Here is a 21,040-nt window from a genome sequence, read left to right on the forward strand (position 1 = left end):
CCTCACCCCTCTTCGATCATGGATTCTCGGAGGGCCGCGATCTCGTCCTCGTACGCCTGGCCGATGCTTTCCAGGAAGTCGAGCGCGGCCCTGGCCTCCACCTCGTCGATCTTCGACAGCGCGAACCCGACGTGGATGAGGATCCAGTCGCCCGGCACGATGAACTCGCCCTCAAGCAGGCCGATGTTGATGGCGCGCTTGACGCCGCTGACATCGACCATGGCCAGGTCAGGACGGTCCGACAGGATTTCCACGATCTCCCCGGGAATTCCCAGGCACATGAGCGGCCTCCGCCATCTGGATGGATTCGAGGACGAGGTCGTCGCCGCCCTCGGTGTCGATATCGGTGCCGCCGCACCCCGCACAGACGGTGAAGGGGTCGACGGAGGCGGACGTACTGCCGCAGGAGCGGCAGGTCATCCGCACGGGGACGATGACCAGGTCCACCTGGGCGCCCTCGGCCACGGACCCGTCGGCGATCGCGGAGAACGCCTGGTTGATCACCGGTTCGGTGATGCGAAGCAGGGCACCCGCGTGCACTCGCGCCCGCCGCACCCGCCTGCCGTCCGCGCGCTTCTCCACCGCGGTGAGGATCGCCTCGGCGATCCCGAATTCATGCACGACTGTTCCCTCTCATTCGAGTTCGATCTCCCGGTGTCCGGACGCGTCACATACTGCGCATCCTCAGATAGCGCTTGATGTCGGGAAGCGTCACGTAGAGCAGTGCGGCCACTCCCGCCAGCGCCGCCCCGGCCAGAACGCGTTTCAGCATGTCCGTTCCTCCTCGTGCCCCGCGGTGGCGAGCGCCATCGCGATCTGTTGCCCGGCCAGTTCGACGACGAGGTCCGCCGCCCTGCCGACGGCGTCCGAGACCGGCGCGCTGAGCTCCATGCCCGGCGAGGTGTCGGCGGGCTGGCAGCCGACGAGCAGGACGCGGCCGGCCCCGCCGCCGAGCGTGTTCACCAGCGACAGCACGGTCTCGGGTGTCATCGAGTGCGCGTCGGCGAAGGATCCCGGCACCTCGCCCGCCGTCGGTTCGAGGACGTACAGGGTGCCGGGCGGGCCGTCGCGGGATACCGCGTCGATGAGGATCGTGCTGTCGTAGCCGCCGCCGGTCAGCTCGTAGGCCAGATGGATTCCCCGGATGCCGAAGTCCCGCAGCTCGACCTCGTCGGGCAGGTCGGCGTCCGCCAGGCGCCCGGCCACCGCGACCCCGAAGCCGTCGTCGCCGAGGAAGACGTTCCCCACACCGGCCACCAGGATTCTCATGCGCCGGCCTCCCCGTCGAGTGCCGCCCCCGGAGGCGACCCCTCCGAGGCCTTGCCGCCTGGGAGTGAGTCGCCTGGGAGTGGGTCGTCCGGGAGCGGCTCGACCTCGTCGGGGGCGAAGTAGAGGAAACGGCCGTGCGATCGGTGCAGGTCGGCGCCCGGGTCCTCCTCCAGGGTGACGGCCAGGTGGTGGGCGCCGTCGAGATCGAGGAGCACCGCCTCGACGTGGGCGGTCCTGCCGGTCAGGAACATGTCATGGGCGTCGGCGCGCCGCCTGCCGGGAACCAGCCGGACCCTGCTGCCCCTGGATACGGCCACCCCGCAGACCGTCACGCTGTCGGTCTCCGGCGAGACCGTGGCATCGCCCGCGGGGTCCCACCAGGGCGTGGGAACCTCCGGCCGACTCCAGGGATCTCCCTCCTGCCCCGGAGGCTTGGAGGGCTGCGGGCCCGTGGTCGCGTCCACCGAGCGGATCGCACCGTGCAGCCGTTCCACCAGTTCGGGGGGCATGCCGCTGACCATGTCGATGAGCTCGGCCACCCGGGGGTCGGTCGCCCGTGCCTCCCGCGTCTCCTCGTCGGTGAGGGTGAGCGTGCGGAGGTGGAGCATCTCGTCGATCTCGGTGGAGTCGAACAGGGTGCCCGGACTCTCCGGGGCGATGTCCGGGTGGTCGTAGAGGATGATCGGCGAGGAGAGCATCACGTCCCGGTGGCCGGGCTCGCCCACGAGTACCGGCCAGGTGTGCTCGTTGCGGCAGGTCTCCACGGCCGGCCGCGCCCATTCCGGCGGGTCGAGCAGGGAGACGAAGGCCCCGGCGGTCACCGCGATGAGCAGGTGCGCCGAGATCAGCGAGTGCCGCAGCGCCTGCTCGCGCGGCGCGCCCAGCGGTTTCCAGTCGTCGGTGTTCTGCACCCGGGCACGCAGCTTGACCAGCTCGTAGGGGCCGGGCACCAGTTCGGCGGAGACCCTGAGCTCGGCGTGGAGCGGCAGGTGTTCGGAGACGACGCGTCCCACGACCTCTCCGGACGATGCCACGATCGGCTCGATCACGCGGTCTCCGGGAATCCGTACCTCGATCACCCGCTCGGGGGCGTCGAGCAGGCCGGCGACGGGGAGCACCGTCTCCAGCTCCCGCTCGGTCGCCTCGTCGAAGCTGAGGTAGGTCCGCTGGCCGTTCCGCAGCTGCTGGACCGGCCAGTAGCCGTCGTCCTCGGCACGCTCGACGCTCCGCGTTCTGAGGTGAAGGAAGCGCAGGCTCAGGTGCGCCACGGCGTACGTGGCCCCCTCCAGGAGGCATTCGGTCACGCTGGCCGGGTGCTCGGCGGTCGCGGTGAACCCCGGCGGGACGAGCACTCCGAACTGCCAGCGCACCTGGTTCTTGGCCGCCGAGGCGCGGTAGGGGTAGAGCAGGTAGCCCTCGTACAGCACCGCGTCCGCCACCCGCCGGGCGATGTCCATCGGCACGCTCATCGCCGCGCCTCCTTGAGCAGTAGTTCCAGGGTCTCGTCCCAGGTCGCCAGGGCGCGGGCGGACTTGAAGCCGCTGAGTTCCCGGAGCGTGTCGCGGCGCAGCCGCAGCCACCCGGAATCCGGGAAGTAGCGGTCCATCAGCTCCCGCCACACCGCCACCGGCAGCCGGCAGCGGGCCTCGCAGTGCCACGGCACCTGGCTCACCGAGAAGCCGCCCGGCGCCCTGGCGAACACGGTGCCGCTGAAGAGCATGAGCATCGGGATCTCGCCCTCGTCCAGCGCGGCGAAGTATCTGCCCGCGGCCACCTCCAGGTCGTAGCCGCAGGGCACCGGAACGTCGATCTCGGTGCTCCGGGTGAACGCCGGGACCATGACCGAGACGTTGGCGAACTGCAGGGGCTTCAGCGTGTCGCCCCACCGGGCCGGGTCGCCGAACAGGTCGCCGAGCAGCCCCGCCTCGGCTCCGCCGTAGCGCCTCAGCTGCGGCTCCACCCGGATCTGGCAGTGCAGCGCGATGGTGTGCACCCCGTCGGGGGAGGGGTCGGTGACGCGCAGCCGGAAGACGAGCGTCGGGAAGGCGGCGTACGCCTCCGCCCGGATGTCCACGCAGCCGAACGCGAGCTCAGCCACGGCCGTCACCGCCCAGGACGGGCGCGAGCGCCGCATCGGCGCTGTCAACGGGCGGCACGGTTCGGCTGCGGCCGCGCAGGTCGGCGAAGAAGCCCTCGATGGCCGCCCGCGCCTCCTGACCGCCGTCGAAGCCCTTCCAGTGCAGCCGCACCAGGCCGACCAGCTCGTAGCAGGTGTCGATCGGCACCAGGTGGCAGGCGAAGCCTCCGTCGGGACGGCGGTCCACCAGGAGTGCCTCCACGTCGGGCTGGACATCGGCCATCGCCGGGTTGGCCGCCAGGACGCGCTCCCACGTTTCCAGCGGCAGCAGCGACTCGGTGGCGCCCGCCGGGCTCGGGTAGAACGCGACCGTCTGGTCCAGCGCGGAGTTGCGGAAGAAGAACGCCGTGCGGACCGGGATCTGCATCTCGTCCCAGTCGGCCGTGCCCAGCAGGAACCGCGGGGCGTGAAGGTAGCGCCGGGGGACGGACCGGTAGCGCGCCCGGCCGCTCGTATCGCGGGTGAACAGCAGATGGCAGGCCCGGCAGGCGCACAGCAGTCCCCGGGTCTCCACGTTCACGACGTGGCCGTGCTCCTCGCCGGCGGGCACCGCGCACAGTTCGCACAGCGTCACCGGCGGCCCGTCCCCGCTGGGCGGCTCGCGGAACCTGCGCAGCCCGATGGTCGTCACGAGACCGGCTCCGACGCCGGTGTCCGCTCCGGAACCGGGCACGGGCCGGGCGCGCGGCGCTGGATCTGCAACAGCTCCGGGCGGTCGTCGGTCACCCCTTCGACCTCCACCCCGGACACCTCGGGAGCGGCCTGGCCGATGGCCCGCTCGATGGCGTCGGTCACGGTGAGCCGCGAGGACGGGCAGCCGTGGCAGGTGCCCTCCAGGCGGAGTCGCACGATCCCGTCCTCGCCCACACCGAGCAGCTCCACGCCGCCCTCGTGCGACCCCAGATAGGGCCGTACGCCGTCCAACGCCTCGCGAACGCGTTCGGCCGTGCTCAGCGGGTGCAGGTCGTGCAGCACCAGCAGGCCGGACACGAGCGGGTCGTCGACCAGGTGGCGCAGTACCTCGGATGCCTCGGCCTCGGTGACGATCTCGACGACGCGCTCCAGACCGGCGCCGTACAGCTCGACGAGGGCCCGTACCAGGTCCTCGGCCTTGGCGCGGGTCACGGCGTCGCTCAGCGTGCCGAGGTCGGCGATCAGCGCCTCGACGCGATCGCCGGTCACCCGGATGTCATGGGCTTGTGGCATCTGCCCAGGCCCCCTTTCCGACCCCGGGGAGCGGTCGGCCCCCCGGCCGCCGCTGGATCAGGTGGTGTCGAAGGCGTGTGGGGTGTGCAGCCTGCGGAGCTCCTCGCCGCCGCCGAGGTACATGTGCACCCCGCACGGCAGGCACGGGTCGAAGCTCCGCACGGTGCGCATGATGTCGATGCCCTTGAAGTCCGCGGGCGGGTTCTCCTCGAAGATCGGTGTGTTCTGCACCGCGTCCTCGTAAGGTCCCGGCGTGCCGTGTACGTCGCGGACGCTGGCGTTCCAGGGGGTCGGCGGATACGGGTGGTAGTTGGCGATCTTCCCGTCCCTGATCACCATGTGGTGGGAGAGCACGCCCCGCACGGCCTCGGTGAAGCCGCAGCTGATCGCCTCGTCGGGAACCGTGAACGGCTCCCAGGTCTGGGTGCGGCCCGCGCGCACCTCGGCCAGGCCCTGCTCGACGAAGTAGAGCGCGCACGCCGCCGCGTAGGCCTGGAAGTAGGTGCGGGCCCGGTTGCGCTCCAGGGCGTTGGACAGCGGCTGGCCGTTGTGCTCGGGGATCGTCCACTCGAACGTCTTCTCCGGTTTCAGCGCCGTCCGCGGCAGGTTGATCTGCACGCTGTGACCGGTGGACCTGACGTAGCCGATGTCGACCCTGCCGGCCAGCGCCGTCGCCCAGAGCCTGGCGATGGGGCCGCCGCCGGTGTCGAGCGCGAGCGTGTTCTCCCCGTCGAACCAGCGGGGTGACATGACCCAGCTGTACTTGTCGCCGAAGTCGCGCTTCTGCGGGTGCGGGATGGTGTGCTGGTTCCACGGGTGCCGGATGTCGATCGGGTTGCCCAGCGGGTCGTGGGTGACGAACGGCTCCTGGCCCTGCCAGTCGTCGTAGTAGGAGCTGCCCAGCAGGATCCGGATGCCGAGGTTGATGTCGACCAGGTCGTTGGTGACGAGCCTGCCGTCGACGATCACCCCCGGCGTGACGAACATCTCGCGGCCCCAGTCGCCCATGTTGCGGTAGGTGTAGTCGCAGTGCTCGGGGTTCTGGAAGCTTCCCCAGCACCCCAGCAGCACGCGCCTGCGGCCCACCTCCTCGTAGCCGGGCAGTGCCTGGTAGAAGAAGTCGAACAGGTCGTCGTGCATGGGCACGACCCGCTTCATGAACTCCACGTAGCGCATCAGCCGGGTCAGGTAGTCGGTGAACAGCTGCACCGTCGCGACGGTGCCCACCCCGCCCGGGTAGAGCGTGGAGGGGTGCACGTGCCGGCCCTCCATGAGGCAGAACATCTCCCGGGTGGTGCGGCTCACCGCCAGCGCCTCGCGGTAGAACTCGCCCTCCAGCGGGTTCAACGAGCGCATGATGTCGGCGATGGTCTTGTAGCCGTGATCGGCCGCGTGCGGTGCCTCGGTGCGCTCGGCCATCGCCAGCACGCCGGGATTGGTCTCGCGGACCATCTTCTCGCAGTAGTCGACCCCCACCAGGTTCTCCTGGTAGATGTTGTGGTCGAACATGTACTCGGCGGCCTCGCCGAGGTTGACGATCCACTCGCCCAGGGCCGGGGGGCGCACCCCGTAGGCCATGTTCTGCGCGTAGACCGAGCAGGTCGCGTGGTTGTCACCGCAGATCCCGCAGATGCGGCTGGTGATGAAGTGGGCGTCGCGCGGGTCCTTGCCCTTCATGAAGATGCTGTAGCCGCGGAAGATCGACGAGGTGCTGTAGCACTCGGCGACCTGCCTGTTCTTGAAATCGATCTTGCAGTAGATGCCGAGGCTCCCGACGATCCTGGTGATGGGGTCCCAGGCCATCTCCACGAGTTCCGGGTTCTGTTCCGATGTCGTCATGTCAGCTCCAGGGCGCCTTGTAGCCGGTCAGCAGCTCGCGCCCCTTGTGGCGCCACTTCGGTTCCTTGTCGACGGTCTTGGAGGTGATGCCGCGCAGGGCCCGGATGACCGTCCCGTACGCGCCGCTCACCGTCGAGGAGATGAGGGCGCCGGGCGGCTCGTCCATGAACGGCATGAACTTGTCGGGGAAGCCCGGCATCGTGCAGGCGATGCAGATGCCCCCCACGTTCGGGCAGCCGCCGATCCCGTTCATCCAGCCGCGCTTGGGGACGTTGCACCTGACGACCGGCCCCCAGCAGCCGATCTTCACCAGGCACTTCGGCGAGCCGTACTCGGTGGCGAACTGCCCCTGCTCGTAGTAGCCGGCCCGGTCACAGCCCTCGTGGACGGTCTGGCCGAACAGCCACGTCGGTCGCAGCGCCTCGTCCAGCGGGATCATCGGCGCCTGCCCGGCGACCTGGTAGAGCAGGTAGAGGAGCGTCTCGGAGAGGTTGTCCGGCTGGATCGGGCAGCCGGGCACGTTGACGATCGGCAGGCCCGCCTTGGACCTCCAATCCCAGCCCAGGTAGTCGGCGACGCCCATGGCCCCGGTCGGGTTCCCCGCCATCGCGTGGATGCCGCCGTACGCCGAGCAGGTGCCCGCGCACACGATCGCGGTCGCCTTGGGTGCGAGCCGGTCCAGCCACTCGCTGGTCGTCATGGGCTGGCCGGTGTCGGGGTTGTTGCCGAATCCGCACCAGTACCCCTCCTGCTTGATCGCCTCGTTCGGGATCGAGCCCTCGACGACCAGCACGAACGGATCCAGCTCACCGCGATCGGCCTTGAAGAACCACTCGATGAAGACGTCCGCGCCCTGCATCGGCCCGGACTCGAAGTCGATCAGAGGCCAGTGCACGGCCACCTTGGGAAGTCCGGGAAGCGCGCCGAGCACGATCTCCTCGATGCTCGGCTGCGTTGCCGCGGTGAGCGCGACGGAGTCGCCGTCGCAGCTCATCCCGGCGTTGATCCACAGTATGTGGACGATCGGTTCCTGCCGGTCCGGAGATCTTCTGCCTGCCGTATCCGTCGGCGCTGTCATGACGCCTCCCCAACTCCTGGTGGATGTCTGTGGAACGTGAAGGGGGAGGGAGCCATCGCGGGTCCTCAGCCGGGGTCGTGCGTCCGCGGGGTCAGTGCGTGCCGGATGAGTTCCCGCAGGACGTGGTAGAGGGTGGTCTGCGCCTCCTGGATCCGGTGTACCGAGGAGGAGGGGACGACGAACAGGTGGGCCAGAACTCCCAGCTCGGACAGTTCGGTCAGCCTGCCACCCCCTCCGCCGGCCAGTCCGACGGTGAGCATGTCCCGGCGGGCCGCCTCCTCGAACGCCCGGACGACGTTGGCGGAGCCGCCGCTCGTGGACAGGCCGACGGCGATGTCCCCCGGCCGGCCAAGCGCCGCGAGCTGCCTGGAGAAGATCACCTCGAACCCGACGTCGTTGGAGAGCGCGGTGACCACGGCGACGTCATCGGTCAGACAGAGCGCGGGCAGGGCCGGGCCGTGCTGGGGGTGCAGGAAGGCGGAGGCCACCTCCTGGGCGTCGGTGCTGCTCCCGCCGTTGCCGAAGCTGAACAGCCGGCCGCCGGAGGCGAACCGCTCGGCCATCTCCCCGGCGCATGCCGACAGCTCCGCCGCCGACTCCTCACCCACCCGCCGGCGCAGCCGCACGATCTCGCCGATCTTCTCCAGGGCCGACCGCCGGGCCTCGGTCTCCGCCTCCGCCGTGCCGGGCCCGGTCCGGTCCGGATGGTCGTGGTCGTGGTCGTACTCGTGGTCGCACTCGTACTTGTCGAGGAAGGGGTACAACCCCCGCGTGCCCTCCATGGGCGTTCCGTCAAGCGTGCTCATCGCCGTCCCTCCGCCCTTCGTTCCCGTGCGCGATCACGGCGATGGCCTCCCTGGCGTGTACGAGAACGGTGTCGCCCACCATCGGGTCGACCAGCGCCACGCTCACCTCTTCGAGGACTCCGCCCGCGTCGACGATCGCCAGCTCTGCCTCCAGCAGTCTGACCACCCGCACCGGCAGTGCCTGGTCGGAGCAGGTGATGCAGACACCGGCGGTACAGTCCTCGGGCCCGTTCACCGGGTCGCCCCTCTCATGGGTGGGCCGAGCCGGTCGAAGAACACGTGGACCAGCTCCCACAGCAGGTGGTACGCGGTGACGTGGACCTCCTTGACCACGGCCGGGTCGTCGGACGCGATGACCAGGACGTGGTCGGCCATCTCGCCGTCGTGTCCCTCCCTGTGTCCCTCCCTGTGCCCCTCTCCGTGGCCTTCGCCGCCGGTCAGGGCGATGGTCAGCAGGCCCAGTTCCCCAGCGGTCCTCAGGCCGCGCCGGACGCTCGCGCAGCGGCCGTCGCGGGAGATTCCAAGGGCCGTGTCGGAGGCGTCCGCCCAGTGGCGCACCTGGTGGGCGAAGACCTCGGCGGCATCCTCGCCGCTCTCGCCGACGCCGACCGTCGCGGTGTCATTGCCCAGTGCCACCGCCGCGAGCGCCTTCTTGCCCACGATGACCGGGTGCATGAACTCGACCGCGACGTGCGCCGCGTCCGAGCCCGCGCCGCCATCGCCGAAAACGATCAGCTTGCCGCCGAGGTGGAACCTGGCGGCCATGGCCCGGGCGGCATCCGCGATGCGCTCCACGTCGCCCGCCAGAGCGCGCCCGGCGTGCTCCCGCCGCGCGAAGGCCGCGATGACCGCCGCCTCCGTGACCGGGGCGATGGCGGATGGTTTTTGGGTACTTGGTGTGACAGGCATGTCAACGCTCCGTATTTTTCACGGTAACCGATACGTTACGGTTGGCCGTTTCAGGGCCGACACCCCTGGCTCGACAACCAACGGCAAAGCTCTGATCATCGACGTAACCTTCCCGTCCAGATCATGTGAGCCCTGGGGCGCCCCCGCCATGCGCGGGAAGGATGGCGGGATGGGCACGGGGTGGGCGCGGGTCCGCGTCAGGATCAGGGTCGAGGGGATCGTGCAGGGGGTGGGTTTCCGCCCTCATGTCCACTCCCTGGCCCGGCGGCTGGAGTTGTCGGGGTGGGTGGGCAACGACGACCATGGCGTTTTCATCGAGGCCGAGGGGGTGCCCGGCGACGTCGCGCGCTTCCAGGAGGAGCTGCGAGATCAGGCCCCGCCGCTGGCGGCGATCCACCGTATGACGGCCAGCGCGATACCGGCGCGCGGGGATCGCGGATTCCGCATCGCGGCCAGCCGAGGCGGAGACCAGCGGGTCACCCTTATCTCACCCGATGTCGCGACATGTGATGACTGCCTGGCCGAGCTGTTCGACCCCGCCGACCGGCGCTACCGGCACCCCTTCGTCAACTGCACCAACTGCGGGCCGAGGTTCACCATCATCCGGGACGTCCCCTACGACCGGCCCGCCACCACGATGGCCACCTTCGCCATGTGCGGAGAGTGCGAGAGGGAGTACCTCAACCCGGCGGACCGCAGATTCCACGCCCAGCCGATCTGCTGCCCGGCCTGCGGCCCGGTCCTGCGCCTGCTGGACGGCGGTGTTCACCACGGCGGTGTTCACCACGGCGGTGTTTCCCGGGGTGACAGCCCGTATGTCCAAGGTTCTGATGGCGATCCGATCGTGGCGGCGGCGGAGGTGTTGCGGGCGGGCGGCATCCTGGCGGTCAAGGGGCTCGGCGGGTATCACCTGGCGGTCGACGCCGCGGACGAGGAGGCCACCAGGACCCTCCGGTCCCGCAAGCGCCGCGAGGACAGGCCGTTCGCGGTCATGGTCCCCGACCTGCGCGCCGCGCACGCACTCTGCGAACTGGACGCCGAGGGCGAGCGGCTGCTCACCGGCCCGTGGCGCCCGATCGTGCTGCTGCCCCGCCGTCCCGGCGCCGCGCCGGCCGGAGCCGTGGCCCCGGGTGACCGCACTCTCGGCCTCATGCTGCCGTACACGCCGATCCACCACCTGCTCGCCACCGAGTTCACCCGGCCGTACGTGCTCACCAGCGGAAACCTCTCCGATGAGCCCATCGCCCACCGCGACGGCGACGCGCTCGTCAGGCTCGCCGGGATCGCGGACGCCTTCCTGACGCACGACCGGCCGATCCACATCCGCGCCGACGACTCCGTGGTCCTCGTCGCGCGAGGGCGGGCGCTACCGCTGCGCAGATCCCGGGGATACGCCCCCGAGCCACTGCGGCTCTCGCCGCCCGCCCGGCGACCCGTGCTCGCCTGCGGTGCCGAACTGAAGAGCACGTTCTGCCTCGCGAGGCAGGGATACGCCTTTGTCTCCCACCACATAGGCGACCTGGAGAACTACGAGACGCTGCGCTCCTTCACCGAGGGGATCGAGCACCTCGGGCGCCTGCTCGGCATCACCCCCGGGCTCGTCGCCCACGACCTCCACCCCGAGTACCTGTCCACCAAGTACGCCCTCGACCTGGACTCGGTGGACCTGACCGGGGTCCAGCACCACCACGCGCACATCGCCTCCTGCCTGGCCGACAACGCCGAGAGCGGTCCGGTCATCGGGGTGGCCTTCGACGGCCTCGGTTACGGCACCGACGGCACGATCTGGGGTGGCGAGATCCTGGTGGCCGACCTCGTGGACTTCACCCGCGCCGGGCGCCTGGCACCGGTGCCGATGCCAGGCGGTACCGCGGCGATCAGGCAGCCCTGGCGGATGGCGGCCGCCCACCTGAAGGCGGCGTACGGCGCCGCGCTACCCGAGGATCTGCCGGTCAGGAGCCGCCAGGGCACACGCTGGGAGGAGGTGCTCGCCGTGGCCGAAGCCGGGACGAACTCCCCCCTCACCTCCAGCGCCGGCCGCCTGTTCGACGCGGTGGCGGCGATCCTCGGGCTCCGCGACACCGCCGGATACGAGGGACAGGCCGCGATCGCCCTGGAACAGCGGGCAGACCCCACCGAGAGCGACGCCTACCCGGTGCGGATCCTCGACGAGGGGGCGCTCCTGACGATCCAGGTCGCGGACCTCATCCGGGCGGTCACCGAGGAGACCCGCGCCGGGGTGGTCCCGACGCTCGTCTCCGCACGCTTCCACAACGGGCTCGCCGCCGTCACCGCCGCGGCGTGCGCGAGGGTCCGCGAGAGCACCGGGATCGGCACGGTCGCCCTGTCCGGCGGGGTCTTCCAGAACCGCCTGCTGCTTGACGGCCTCGCAGGCGCCCTCGGGCTCGGAGGCTTCCGGGTCCTCACCCACCGCGCCGTACCCCCCAACGACGGCGGCATCAGCTTCGGCCAGGCCGCCGTGGCAGCGGCACGCGACGCCCTCGGCCTGCTCTGACACAGGGCCTGACGAGAGGCGCCGAAGTCAGGGGCGGGGTACGTCCCGAAGTGCCAGAGGTCGCACTCCGGGTCCTTGCCGGCGTAGTCGCGTGAACCGCTTTCAGGAGGTCAGACAGGTGTGGTGGGCGAGGAAGGTCAGCTGGTCGGCGGCCAGCTCGATGGTCTTGCTCACCGAGCGGGCCCCGTGACCGGCCTCCATCTCGTTGCGGAGCAGGATCGGCCGGTCCGAGGCCTGGGCGTGCTGCAGGGCGGCGCACATCTTCCAGGCGTGCAGCGGATGAACCCGGGTGTCGGACTCGAAGACCGTGAACAGCGTCGCCGGATAGCGCTCCCCCTCCCGCACACGGTGGTAGGGGGAGTAAGAGTGCAGCCAGGCGAACTCGTCGGGCTTCTCGGCGGAGCCGTACTCGACGTTCCACGTCGCGCCCAGACCGAACAACTCGTAGCGGATCATGTCGAGCAGCGGCGCCGAGCAGACCACCGCGGCGTACAGCTCCGGGCGCTGGGTCAGGGCCGCGCCGACCAGGAGGCCGCCGTTCGAGCCACCGGAGATGGCCAGTTGCGAGGGCGTGGTCACGCCGGTGGCGATCAGATGCTCGGCCGCCGCGTGCAGGTCGTCGAAGACGTTCTGCTTGTGGGAGAGCATCCCGGCCCTGTGCCACTCCTCGCCCTGCTCGCCGCCACCGCGCAACTGGGCGATGGCGTACGTGCCTCCCGCCTCGACCCAGCTCAGGATGGACGCCGAGTAGCCGGGGGTCATCGAGAGCCCGAAACCGCCGTAACCGTACAGGACCGTGGGGCGCGGGCCCTCGGCGCCAGGGCGGGAGATCACCAGCATGTGGACCTCGCTGCCGTCGGCGGAGTGATAGGTCACCTGCTCGGTGTTGACGGCGGGCACCTCGACGGCGCCGGGGGAGGCCGCCCAGAGGGTCGTCTCGCCGGTGCGGGCGTCATAGCGCTGGATGCTCGGCGGCGTGGTGTTGTCGGTGTAGCCGAACCACGCCTCGTGGCCGCCCTCCGGGCGCTCGCTGATGCCGCCGATGGTGCCCAGGCCGGGCGTCGGCACATCTCCGACGCGCTCACCGGTGGCCAGGTCGTGCACCGAGATCTCACTGATCGCGTGGCGGGTCCAGCCGACGAGCATGACCGGCCGGTCGAGGTCGTCGAGGATCGCGAAGTCCGTCAGCACGGCCTCGGGGTCCTGTGGGATGAGGTCGCGCCAGTTCTCGAACCGAGGGGCGGACGGGTCGGTCACGCAGACGCGGGCGCGCGGGGCGTCGCGGTCCGTGAAGACGTACAGGCGGCCGTCGCGGCCGAAGTGCAGGGCCGTTTGGGCGTCGACGTCCTGCTGGACGACGACCAGGTCGGGGGAGGAGGGGGAGGAGGCCTCCAGGTCGGCCACCCACAGGTCGTTGCGCGGCGCCGTGCCCCGGGAGGCGGAGATCTGCAGCCGGCGGCCGTCGCGGGAGACCGCCACGCCGTAGTAGTTGGTCTTCTCCAGGCCCTCACCGAAGATCAGGACATCCTCCTCGGTGGAGGTGCCGACCCGGTGCAGGTAGACCCGGCGGTGGAACTGCTCCTCCCCCTCGGGCACCTCGGTGGCGGGCAGCCTGCGCACGTAGTAGAAAGCCTCGCCGCCGGGCAACCATGCCACGGGGGAGTAGCGGCAGCGGTCGATCGGCCCCTCGATGCGGTCGCCGAACGCGATGTCCATCAGGTAGAGGCTGGACTCCTCGTCGCCGCCCACCGAGACCTGGTAGGCGAGCAGGCGGCCCTCCTTGTCGGGCTGCCAGGAGTCGAGGGTGGTCAGTCCGGTCGAGTCGAGTGCCATCGGGTCGAGCAGCGCCCGCTCGGTGCCGCCGGAGTCGACGGTGTAGAGCACGGCGTGCTCCTGCTCCGGGGTGCGCCTCATGAAGAACCGCCGCTCCCCGCGCCACGTCGGCGCGCCGACCGAACCGGACCTGAGCAACTCCGTGATCCGAGTCTTGAAACCCTCGCGCCCGGGGAGGATGTCCAGTTCGGTCTCCAGCAGCCTCGCCTGCCCCACCAGCCAGTCCTTCGTCGCCGGATCGTTCGGGTCCTCCAGCCATCGGTAGGGATCGGGAACAGGCACCCCGTGAAGCTCCTCGACGAGCTCAACACGGCTGGCTGGAGGGTACGGCTGTCGCGTCATGGCTGGAACACTACGACCTCCGGAGGACAGAACGCGGGCATTGCGCGAGGGGCGTACCTGATCTTCGCCAGGAGGAGTTAAGAACTAGTAATGCGGGCATAAAACGTATCAGGCTTCTCTCCAGTCATTTATGGGTGGCGGGAACCGTGACGCAGCAGCCAAACTTGGTGAAGGACGGTGCCGTGGTGAGCATCCGCTGGGCCGTCCGGCGGAGGTCCTCGTGACGGAAGCGCCCGGGCCCCAGGAGGGGCCGCCAGCCGGGGCACGCGGTGGCGTGCCCCCCCAACTGACACGTCCTGTGGCGGGAGAGGCCCGCTGATGCGCCAGGTCCTGCTCTTGAACGCCACCTACGAACCGCTGACCACCCTGTCCCTGCACCGGGCCGTCGTGCTCGTGCTCAGGGAGAAGGCGGACGTCGTGCACCGCGACGGGCGGGGCGCCGTGTTCCGCTCGGCGAGTCGCACGCTCGACGTTCCCTCGGTGATCAGGCTTCGGAGATATGTCCGGATTCCTTACCGGTCGCGGATCCCGCTGACCCGGACCGCGTTGATGCGCCGGGACGACTACCGATGCGCCTACTGCGGCCAGCGGGCCGAGACCATCGACCATGTCATCCCGCGCTCGCGAGGCGGTCCCCACACCTGGGAGAACTGTGTCGCGTCGTGCACGACGTGCAACCACCGCAAGGCCGATCGCATGCTGGAGGAACTGGGGTGGACGCTCAGCGTCGCCCCGGTGGTGCCACGCGGCGTCCACTGGCGGTTGATCGGCGCGCACATCGTCGGTGACCCCCAGTGGGCGCCCTACCTCGCGGAGAGCGCGGCCTGAAAGGACGGCGCCGCCGCGATCGTGCCGTACGGCACGATCGCGGCGGCATGCCCGTTGGCGGCGGTGATCCCCGGTCGGCACAATCATGGTCATGACATGGACCTTCACCTCCGACATCGAGGCGTACGCGGGGACGGCGGAGCCGTGGTTGCTGCGGGATCCGGTTCGCAACACCGTCCCCCTCACGGTCCTGCGCGCCGTACGGAGTGGTCTGTGGGGCGATGACGTGCTGCTGGGCAGGCTGGAGCGCGACGGCCGGATCGTGGCGACCGCGATCCAGACACCTCCTCACCCCCTCCTGCTCCCGACCATCCCAGCCGACGCCGTGCCCGAACTCGCCACCGGCCTGATCGAGATCGAGAGGGCGATCCCAGGGGTGAGCGGGCCACTCCCGCTGGCCGAGGCGTTCGCCGCCTCCTGGTGGCGGCCCGAGGCCAAACGCCGTGCCGAGCGTCTCTACCGGCTCGACGCGCTGCTGCCCCCCGACCCTTGCTCGCGGGGGGCTTCCCGGGTGGCCGGCACCGACGACCTCGACCTCCTGGTCCGGTGGGGAGAGGAGTTCCAGTCCGAGGCCGAGGGCGTCGCCCCCGTCGACCTGACCCCGCTGGTGGCCAGCCGGATCGCCAGGCGGGAGCTGGTCGTGTGGGAGGCGGACGGGCGGCCCGTCGCGTTCGCCGGGGCCTCCTCGCCCGTCGGTGGAATGTCCCGGGTCGGTCCCGTCTACACGCCCGCGGAGTTTCGCCGGAAGGGCTACGGCACCGGGCTCTCCCACGCGGTGAGCGCCAAGGCGCTCACCGAGGGCGCCGAGGAGGTGCTGCTCTTCACGGACCTGTCCAACCCCACGTCCAACTCGATCTACCAGGCGATCGGCTACCGGCCGGTGGCCGACTACGTCTCCATCACCTTCGCCTGACCTTCCGCGCCGTGTCCTTCTCACCCGCCCGGAGAGACAGGGGGCCTGGGGCACGGGTGCTCGGCGAGCGAGCCGGGTAACCTTGGGGTCATGCCCCGATACGACTTTCGCTGCCGCGCCTGCGGGTCCACCTTTGAGATCTCCCGTCCGATGGCTCGCTCCGGTGAGCCCGCGCTCTGCCCCGAGGGCCACGACGACACGGTCAAGCTGCTGTCCACCGTCGCCGTGACCGGAGGCTCCGCGAGCTCCTCGGCCGCGCCCCAGCCCTCCGGCGGTGGCGGCGGCTGCTGCGGGGGCGGCTGCTGCGGCTGACCACACCGGGATCTGTCACCCGGATCGGTTCGCACCGCCGGGTGACAGCCCCCGAGAAGCCGGCTAAGCCCTACTTATGCACTTATGCGGCGCGCTTGCCCTGGAAGGGCAGGAATCCCTCGGCTCGGTGCGGGCGGGCCTGTACGAAGGTGGGTTCGGTGGCGACGATCCGGTCGAACCGGAACGCCCGGATCGCGTGGCGCATGCGGCACATGCCGACGAGATACCAGTATTCGCGGTGGACCATGCAGGTCACCGGGTCGACGTCGCGGACTGTGACCCGCCCGGAGACGTCACGGTAGTGGAGACGGATGACGAGGCCTGAGGTGATGGCGTTGGCGATCGTCCGGGCGCGGTCGGCGATCGGGGCGGGCATCGGCTCGGTGAGGGTCGTCAGGGTGGTGGCGACGACGTCGTTGTCGATCTCCATCTGCTCGAACGCGTGACGCAGGCCGCTGCGGGCGGCGCCTGCCTGCGGACCCGACCCCAGATGCGCCATCGACAGGGCGAGGGCGGCGATCTCGGCGGCCGTCAGCGGGGCGGTGGGCTTCATGACGCTAGTCATACCCAGATAATACGTCTGAGCACTGACATTTTTTCGAACTTCCTATCGGGTAAGGCATCTCTACCCGATAGGAAGCCCAGGTCAGCGTGACAGCTGCGACAGGTCGCGCGAGGCGCCGGTGGAGGCGGAGGTCGTGAGCGCGGCGTACGCCTGCAGCGCGGCGCTCACCGGGCGCTGGCGGTCGCGCGGCCGGTAGCCGCCCAGGTCGGCCAGGAGCCTCTCCCGGCGCGCGGTCAGTTCCTCCTCGGAGACCTTCAGCCCGATCGAGCGGCCGGGGATGTCGATCGCGACGAGATCGCCGTCCTCGACGAGCGCGATGGTGCCGCCCTCGGCAGCCTCGGGGGAGGCATGACCGATGGACAGGCCGCTCGTGCCGCCTGAGAAGCGGCCGTCGGTGATCAGCGCGCAGTCCTTGCCCAGCCCCTTGCCCTTGAGGAACGAGGTGGGGTAGAGCATCTCCTGCATGCCGGGCCCGCCCTTCGGTCCCTCGTAGCGGATCACCACGACGTCACCGGCCTTGACCCTGTTGTTGAGGATGCCCTCGACCGCGTCGTCCTGCGACTCGAAGACCACGGCCGGGCCCTCGAACCTCCAGATCGACTCGTCGACCCCGGCGGTCTTGACGATGCAGCCCTCGGTGGCGATGTTGCCGTAGAGGACGGCCAGGCCGCCGTCGCGGGTGTAGGCGTGCTCGACGTCACGCACGCAGCCCTCGGACCGGTCGAGGTCCAACTCCTCCCAGCGGGCGCCCTGGGAGAAGGGCTTCACGGTGCGGACGTTGCCGGGGCCCGCGTGCCACAGCTCAAGCGCCTCCGGCAGCGCACCCGGCGACTGCGGGTCCCAGGCGTCGAGGTAGTCGCCCAGGGTGCCGCCGTTGACCGTGTAGGCGTCGCGGTGGAGCAGGCCCCCTCGGTCGAGCTCGCCCAGGATCGCCGGGATGCCGCCGGCGCGGTGGACGTCCTCGACGTGGTACTTCGCCGTGGCGGGGGCGACCTTGCACAGACAGGGCACCCGCAGCGAGATCTCGTTGATCTCCTTCAGCCCGAAGTCGACTTCGGCCTCGCGGGCCGCCGCGAGGATGTGCAGGATCGTGTTGGTCGAGCCGCCCATCGCCACGTCCAGCGCCATGGCGTTCTCGAACGCGTCCTTGGTCGCGATGGCGCGCGGCAGGACCGTCTCGTCGTCCTGCTCGTAGTAGCGGCGGGTGATCTCCACGAGCCGGCGCCCGGCGTCCTCGAACAGCTTCCTGCGCGCCTTGTGCGTGGCCAGGATCGTGCCGTTGCCCGGGAGCGCGAGGCCGATGGCCTCGGCGAGGCAGTTCATCGAGTTGGCGGTGAACATGCCGCTGCACGAACCACAGGTCGGGCAGGCGTTCTCCTCCATCTCCAGCAGTTCGGCGTCGGAGACGGCGTCGTTGGCCGCGGCGATCATCGGGTCGATCAGGTCGAGCTTCCCGTTGGGGGTCTTACCCGCCTCCATCGGACCGCCGGAGACGAAGACGGTGGGGATGTTCAGCCTGAAGGCGGCGAGCAGCATGCCCGGAGTGATCTTGTCGCAGTTGGAGACGCAGATCAGCGCGTCGGCACAGTGCGCGTTGACCATGTACTCGACCGCGTCCGCGATCAGCTCGCGGCTGGGCAGCGAGTACAGCATGCCGCCGTGACCCATCGCGATGCCGTCGTCGACCGCGATCGTGTTGAACTCGCGCGGGATCGCCCCCGCCTCGCGGATCGCGCCGGCCACAACGTCACCGACCTCGCGCAGGTGGACGTGCCCGGGGACGAACTGGGTGAAGCTGTTGGCCACGGCGATGATCGGTTTCCCGAAGTCCTCGCCGGCTACGCCCGTCGCCCGGAGTAGGGCCCGGGCCCCGGCCATGTTCCTGCCGTGAGTGACCGTACGAGACCTGAGGGCGGGCATGAGGCTTCTCCCATCATCGAAACCGTGGTCTATGAATGGTACGGCCACCGCTCAGCGCGTGAGACGACTGCCCATGCCATGAGAGATCAGGTCCGTGACCACACTTTCCGCGAACACCGTCGCTTCGCGGACACCGTGTTGGGAGAGGCCGGTGAGGACGGCCGAGGTCAGTTCTCCGGGTAGCGCGCGGGCAGGACCTGCCCGGCGACCTCGTAGATCCTTTCGATTTCGGTGTCGGTGAGTGAGCGTTCCCGCTTGGTGATCCATTTACGGACACGACTACCGTCGAACACGTCGACCTCGCGGACGTTGAGGACCTTCCAGGGGATGGCCGGGCCGTAGATCGCCAGGGACGGCACGATCGTGATCTCACGGCCGAGCTCCGCGCCGATCAGCTCGGCGGCCTGGGACGCCTCCCAGCGCGCCTCGTCGAGACGGGGCTTCTGGTTGAACGGGCCGTGGAACAGCTTGCGGTGCGACTGGACGCGGACGGGCAGGCGCTTGTCCCACTTCTCCGAGTCGACCGCGTAGACGCCGGTGGGACCCACGACCAGGTGGTCGATCTGGGCCTCGCTACCGGGGATCGCGCGGGCGTGCAGGGTGCGGTAGCCCCCGCGCTCCAGCCGTTTCAACTGCATCTCCGTCCGCCGCTCCGCGACCGAGGAGCGCCGCCAGGCGGGCACCGACGAGCTGGAGCGGGCATGCAGCACCGTGTCGACGATCGCGGCCACCACGGCGGCGGTGAAGCCCAGCTGCCAGCTGGCCAGCAGGACGGCCGCGAGCACGCCCACGCCGACCGCGACGAGAACGCGCCGGCGCAGGTGGCGGTACTTGGGGTGGTCGAGCAGGCTGCGCAGCGCGGCGCGCTCGACGGGTGCGTACGTAGACGCTGGTGCGGCGGGTCGAGACGTCGGCCGGTCCTCGGCCTGTCGGTCACTGACCCAAATCGGTGACGTAGTGTTACCGTCTTCTGGTACCTGACCGGAATCCACGTAACTCACGGTAGCTGACGTCCTCGGGGGGTGCCTAGTATTGCGTATCTCATACTTTTGTGACCACCGTCACCCGCTTGACACTGCTATGAACCGGGTATCTACGGGCTTCCACTCTGGATAACCGCGCGCTCTGCGCCTACTGTGCGGGGCGTGGCTCACATTCACGACCTTAACGCCCTGGAGCAGGCGGCAGCCGTGCGGCGCAGGGAGATCTCGCCCGTCGAGATCACCGAGCACTACCTCGACCGGATCGCCCGCCTGGACTCCCAGATCGGCGCGTACGTAACCGTGACCCCCGAACTCGCCCTGGAACAGGCGCACAAGGTCGAGGCGAGGGTGCTCGCCGGAGACGACCCCTCTCCCCTGGCCGGAGTGCCGATCCCGATCAAGGACCTCAACCTCGTCAAGGGCGTGCCGATCCACTTCGGCTCGGCCACCTACGAGGACTTCGTCGCGCCGGTGGACGACAGCGTGGTCGAGCGGCTCAGGGACGCTGGGACGATCATGCTCGGCAAGACCGCGACACCCGAGTTCGGGCTGCCGTGCTACACCGAGACCTCCGTCTCGGCGCCCAGCCGCACCCCATGGGACCCCTCCCGGTCGGCGGGAGGGTCCAGCGGCGGCGCGGCGGCCGCGGTCGCCGCGGGCCTGGCCCCCGCCGCGCAGGGCAGCGACGGTGCCGGGTCGATCCGCATCCCCGCCTCGGTCTGCGGGCTGTTCGGTATCAAGCCCTCCCGGGGCCGGATCAGCTTCGCGCCGATAATTCCAGACCTGGCCGGCCTGTCGACCAACGGCCCGATCGCCAGGACCGTCGCCGACGCCGCCGCGCTGCTCGACGTGATGGCCCACCACAACCCCGGCGACCTCTACCACGCGCCGCCGCCCGGACTCGGCTCCTTCAGCGCGTACGTGGGCCGCGACCCCGGCCGCCTGCGGATCGCCCGCTACGCCGAGCCGCTGGTTCCCGGTGTCGTCGTGGACCCCGAGGTGCTCGACGCCTACGAGCACGCCTCGGCGGAGCTGGCGGCGCTCGGACACGAGGTGGTCGACATCGCCCCGCCGTTCGGGCCGGACCTGGTGCCGCAGTTCGTGACGCTCTGGTACGCGTTCTCCTGCATGCATCCGGTCGATCCGACCAAGCAGGACAGGCTCCGGCCGCTGACCGCCTGGCTGCGCGAGCGCGGCTTCGCCACCCCGGCCCCCGACTTCCTGCAGGCCCAGTCGGCGCTGCAACTCGCCACCCGGTTCGGCCTGCTGGCGACCGACCCCTATGACGCGGTGCTCACCCCGACCGTGACGCAACCGCCCAGGCCCGTGGGCTGGTTCGAGGACGTCGACGATCCCGAGGAGACCTTCGAGCGGATGAAGCGGTTCGCCGCCTTCCCGGCCATCTACAACGTCAGCGGTCAGCCCGCGGTCAACCTGCCGCTGCACTGGAGCGCGGACGGCCTCCCGATCGGCGTGATGCTGGCCGGCAGGTTCGGCGACGAGGGCACCCTGATCTCCGTGTCGTCGCAGATCGAGGCCGTACGCGGGGGTTTCTGGGGTGAGCGCAGACCCGCCGTCTGGTAGT

At 70.2% G+C, this 21,040-nt stretch carries 22 protein-coding genes; 5 read left to right on the top strand and 17 right to left on the bottom strand.

The window, feature by feature from the left end; translation table 11 throughout:
• Positions 1-2 precede the first annotated feature (2 nt).
• From OIE13_RS03665 to OIE13_RS03720, 13 genes are all read right to left on the bottom strand, one after another.
• A complete protein-coding gene (locus tag OIE13_RS03665) occupies positions 3-254 on the bottom strand; it encodes a HypC/HybG/HupF family hydrogenase formation chaperone (RefSeq protein ID WP_442816037.1) in 252 nt (83 codons plus the stop codon).
• Entirely contained in the window at positions 229-621 is a 393-nt protein-coding gene (locus tag OIE13_RS03670; RefSeq protein ID WP_326643168.1) for a hydrogenase maturation nickel metallochaperone HypA/HybF, read from the bottom strand. Before OIE13_RS03670 ends, OIE13_RS03665 begins: the two co-directional genes overlap by 26 nt.
• 46 nt (positions 622-667) lie before the next feature.
• On the bottom strand, positions 668-772 hold the full coding sequence (locus OIE13_RS36545; protein WP_442811641.1) for a DUF6893 family small protein: 105 nt from the start codon (positions 770-772) through the stop codon (positions 668-670).
• Positions 766-1,269, bottom strand: a complete 504-nt coding sequence (locus tag OIE13_RS03675) for a hydrogenase maturation protease (RefSeq protein WP_326643166.1) — start codon at positions 1,267-1,269, stop codon at positions 766-768. The genes OIE13_RS36545 and OIE13_RS03675 overlap by 7 nt, the downstream gene beginning before the upstream one ends.
• Positions 1,266-2,738, bottom strand: a complete 1,473-nt coding sequence (locus OIE13_RS03680; protein ID WP_326829527.1) for a hypothetical protein — start codon at positions 2,736-2,738, stop codon at positions 1,266-1,268. The genes OIE13_RS03675 and OIE13_RS03680 overlap by 4 nt, the downstream gene beginning before the upstream one ends.
• Positions 2,735-3,367 (bottom strand): DUF6084 family protein, encoded by a 633-nt coding sequence (locus OIE13_RS03685; RefSeq protein ID WP_326643162.1) that lies wholly within the window; start codon positions 3,365-3,367, stop codon positions 2,735-2,737. The genes OIE13_RS03680 and OIE13_RS03685 overlap by 4 nt, the downstream gene beginning before the upstream one ends.
• The gene (locus OIE13_RS03690; RefSeq protein ID WP_326829528.1) at positions 3,360-4,037 is read right to left on the bottom strand and encodes a DUF5947 family protein; all 678 of its coding nucleotides are present in this window, start codon (positions 4,035-4,037) and stop codon (positions 3,360-3,362) included. The genes OIE13_RS03685 and OIE13_RS03690 overlap by 8 nt, the downstream gene beginning before the upstream one ends.
• On the bottom strand, positions 4,034-4,612 hold the full coding sequence (locus OIE13_RS03695; RefSeq protein ID WP_326643158.1) for a NifU family protein: 579 nt from the start codon (positions 4,610-4,612) through the stop codon (positions 4,034-4,036). The genes OIE13_RS03690 and OIE13_RS03695 overlap by 4 nt, the downstream gene beginning before the upstream one ends.
• Before the next feature lie 57 nt (positions 4,613-4,669).
• Positions 4,670-6,451, bottom strand: a complete 1,782-nt coding sequence (locus OIE13_RS03700; RefSeq protein ID WP_326643155.1) for a nickel-dependent hydrogenase large subunit — start codon at positions 6,449-6,451, stop codon at positions 4,670-4,672.
• A gap of 1 nt (position 6,452) precedes the next feature.
• Positions 6,453-7,529 (bottom strand): hydrogenase expression protein HypE, encoded by a 1,077-nt coding sequence (locus tag OIE13_RS03705; protein ID WP_326643153.1) that lies wholly within the window; start codon positions 7,527-7,529, stop codon positions 6,453-6,455.
• A gap of 65 nt (positions 7,530-7,594) precedes the next feature.
• The gene (locus tag OIE13_RS03710) at positions 7,595-8,335 is read right to left on the bottom strand and encodes a D-sedoheptulose-7-phosphate isomerase (RefSeq protein ID WP_326643151.1); all 741 of its coding nucleotides are present in this window, start codon (positions 8,333-8,335) and stop codon (positions 7,595-7,597) included.
• Positions 8,322-8,570 carry a HypC/HybG/HupF family hydrogenase formation chaperone gene (locus OIE13_RS03715; protein WP_326643149.1) on the bottom strand — a complete coding sequence of 83 codons (249 nt, stop codon included), beginning with the start codon at positions 8,568-8,570 and terminating at the stop codon, positions 8,322-8,324. The genes OIE13_RS03710 and OIE13_RS03715 overlap by 14 nt, the downstream gene beginning before the upstream one ends.
• Complete coding sequence (locus OIE13_RS03720; protein WP_326643147.1) at positions 8,567-9,244, bottom strand: D-sedoheptulose-7-phosphate isomerase; 678 nt, start codon at positions 9,242-9,244, stop codon at positions 8,567-8,569. Before OIE13_RS03720 ends, OIE13_RS03715 begins: the two co-directional genes overlap by 4 nt.
• Before the next feature lie 169 nt (positions 9,245-9,413).
• On the opposite strand from OIE13_RS03720, the gene hypF reads away from it, so the two are divergent.
• A complete protein-coding gene (gene hypF, locus OIE13_RS03725; RefSeq protein WP_326643145.1) occupies positions 9,414-11,759 on the top strand; it encodes a carbamoyltransferase HypF in 2,346 nt (781 codons plus the stop codon).
• 102 nt (positions 11,760-11,861) lie between these two features.
• Here the strand turns inward: hypF and OIE13_RS03730 are convergent, their stop codons facing one another.
• Positions 11,862-13,934, bottom strand: a complete 2,073-nt coding sequence (locus OIE13_RS03730; protein ID WP_326829529.1) for a prolyl oligopeptidase family serine peptidase — start codon at positions 13,932-13,934, stop codon at positions 11,862-11,864.
• A gap of 318 nt (positions 13,935-14,252) precedes the next feature.
• Here OIE13_RS03730 and OIE13_RS03735 point away from each other — a divergent pair, with 318 nt between their 5' ends.
• From OIE13_RS03735 to OIE13_RS03745, 3 genes are all read left to right on the top strand, one after another.
• Positions 14,253-14,762 (top strand): HNH endonuclease, encoded by a 510-nt coding sequence (locus OIE13_RS03735; RefSeq protein ID WP_030917850.1) that lies wholly within the window; start codon positions 14,253-14,255, stop codon positions 14,760-14,762.
• A gap of 91 nt (positions 14,763-14,853) precedes the next feature.
• Complete coding sequence (locus tag OIE13_RS03740) at positions 14,854-15,675, top strand: GNAT family N-acetyltransferase (protein WP_326829530.1); 822 nt, start codon at positions 14,854-14,856, stop codon at positions 15,673-15,675.
• Positions 15,676-15,765: 90 nt separating this feature from the next.
• On the top strand, positions 15,766-15,987 hold the full coding sequence (locus OIE13_RS03745; protein WP_326643139.1) for an FmdB family zinc ribbon protein: 222 nt from the start codon (positions 15,766-15,768) through the stop codon (positions 15,985-15,987).
• Positions 15,988-16,069: 82 nt separating this feature from the next.
• On the opposite strand, the gene OIE13_RS03750 is transcribed toward OIE13_RS03745, so the two are convergent.
• The 3 genes from OIE13_RS03750 to OIE13_RS03760 form a co-directional block, all read right to left on the bottom strand.
• Positions 16,070-16,552: a helix-turn-helix transcriptional regulator gene (locus tag OIE13_RS03750; protein ID WP_326643137.1), complete on the bottom strand. Its 483-nt coding sequence runs from the start codon at positions 16,550-16,552 to the stop codon at positions 16,070-16,072.
• A gap of 81 nt (positions 16,553-16,633) precedes the next feature.
• On the bottom strand, positions 16,634-18,472 hold the full coding sequence (gene ilvD / locus OIE13_RS03755) for a dihydroxy-acid dehydratase (protein WP_326643135.1): 1,839 nt from the start codon (positions 18,470-18,472) through the stop codon (positions 16,634-16,636).
• A 167-nt stretch (positions 18,473-18,639) separates the two neighbouring features.
• Positions 18,640-19,464: a nuclease-related domain-containing protein gene (locus OIE13_RS03760; RefSeq protein WP_326643132.1), complete on the bottom strand. Its 825-nt coding sequence runs from the start codon at positions 19,462-19,464 to the stop codon at positions 18,640-18,642.
• A 153-nt stretch (positions 19,465-19,617) separates the two neighbouring features.
• On the opposite strand from OIE13_RS03760, the gene OIE13_RS03765 reads away from it, so the two are divergent.
• Positions 19,618-21,039, top strand: a complete 1,422-nt coding sequence (locus OIE13_RS03765) for an amidase (RefSeq protein WP_326643131.1) — start codon at positions 19,618-19,620, stop codon at positions 21,037-21,039.
• Position 21,040 lies beyond the last annotated feature (1 nt).

Source organism: Streptosporangium sp. NBC_01810 (assembly GCF_035917355.1).
In the GTDB taxonomy this organism is placed as follows: Bacteria; Actinomycetota; Actinomycetes; order Streptosporangiales; family Streptosporangiaceae; genus Streptosporangium.

Coding starts and splice junctions, on each gene's coding strand:
- ilvD (WP_326643135.1), bottom strand. CDS start 18,472: ATGCCCGCCCTCAGGTCTCGTACGGTCACTCACGGCAGGAACATGGCC.
- OIE13_RS36545 (WP_442811641.1), bottom strand. CDS start 772: ATGCTGAAACGCGTTCTGGCCGGGGCGGCGCTGGCGGGAGTGGCCGCA.
- OIE13_RS03740 (WP_326829530.1), top strand. CDS start 14,854: ATGACATGGACCTTCACCTCCGACATCGAGGCGTACGCGGGGACGGCG.
- OIE13_RS03675 (WP_326643166.1), bottom strand. CDS start 1,269: ATGAGAATCCTGGTGGCCGGTGTGGGGAACGTCTTCCTCGGCGACGAC.
- OIE13_RS03745 (WP_326643139.1), top strand. CDS start 15,766: ATGCCCCGATACGACTTTCGCTGCCGCGCCTGCGGGTCCACCTTTGAG.
- OIE13_RS03750 (WP_326643137.1), bottom strand. CDS start 16,552: ATGACTAGCGTCATGAAGCCCACCGCCCCGCTGACGGCCGCCGAGATC.
- OIE13_RS03680 (WP_326829527.1), bottom strand. CDS start 2,738: ATGAGCGTGCCGATGGACATCGCCCGGCGGGTGGCGGACGCGGTGCTG.
- OIE13_RS03720 (WP_326643147.1), bottom strand. CDS start 9,244: ATGCCTGTCACACCAAGTACCCAAAAACCATCCGCCATCGCCCCGGTC.
- OIE13_RS03735 (WP_030917850.1), top strand. CDS start 14,253: ATGCGCCAGGTCCTGCTCTTGAACGCCACCTACGAACCGCTGACCACC.
- OIE13_RS03705 (WP_326643153.1), bottom strand. CDS start 7,529: ATGACAGCGCCGACGGATACGGCAGGCAGAAGATCTCCGGACCGGCAG.
- OIE13_RS03695 (WP_326643158.1), bottom strand. CDS start 4,612: ATGCCACAAGCCCATGACATCCGGGTGACCGGCGATCGCGTCGAGGCG.
- OIE13_RS03700 (WP_326643155.1), bottom strand. CDS start 6,451: ATGACGACATCGGAACAGAACCCGGAACTCGTGGAGATGGCCTGGGAC.
- hypF (WP_326643145.1), top strand. CDS start 9,414: ATGGGCACGGGGTGGGCGCGGGTCCGCGTCAGGATCAGGGTCGAGGGG.
- OIE13_RS03730 (WP_326829529.1), bottom strand. CDS start 13,934: ATGACGCGACAGCCGTACCCTCCAGCCAGCCGTGTTGAGCTCGTCGAG.
- OIE13_RS03710 (WP_326643151.1), bottom strand. CDS start 8,335: ATGAGCACGCTTGACGGAACGCCCATGGAGGGCACGCGGGGGTTGTAC.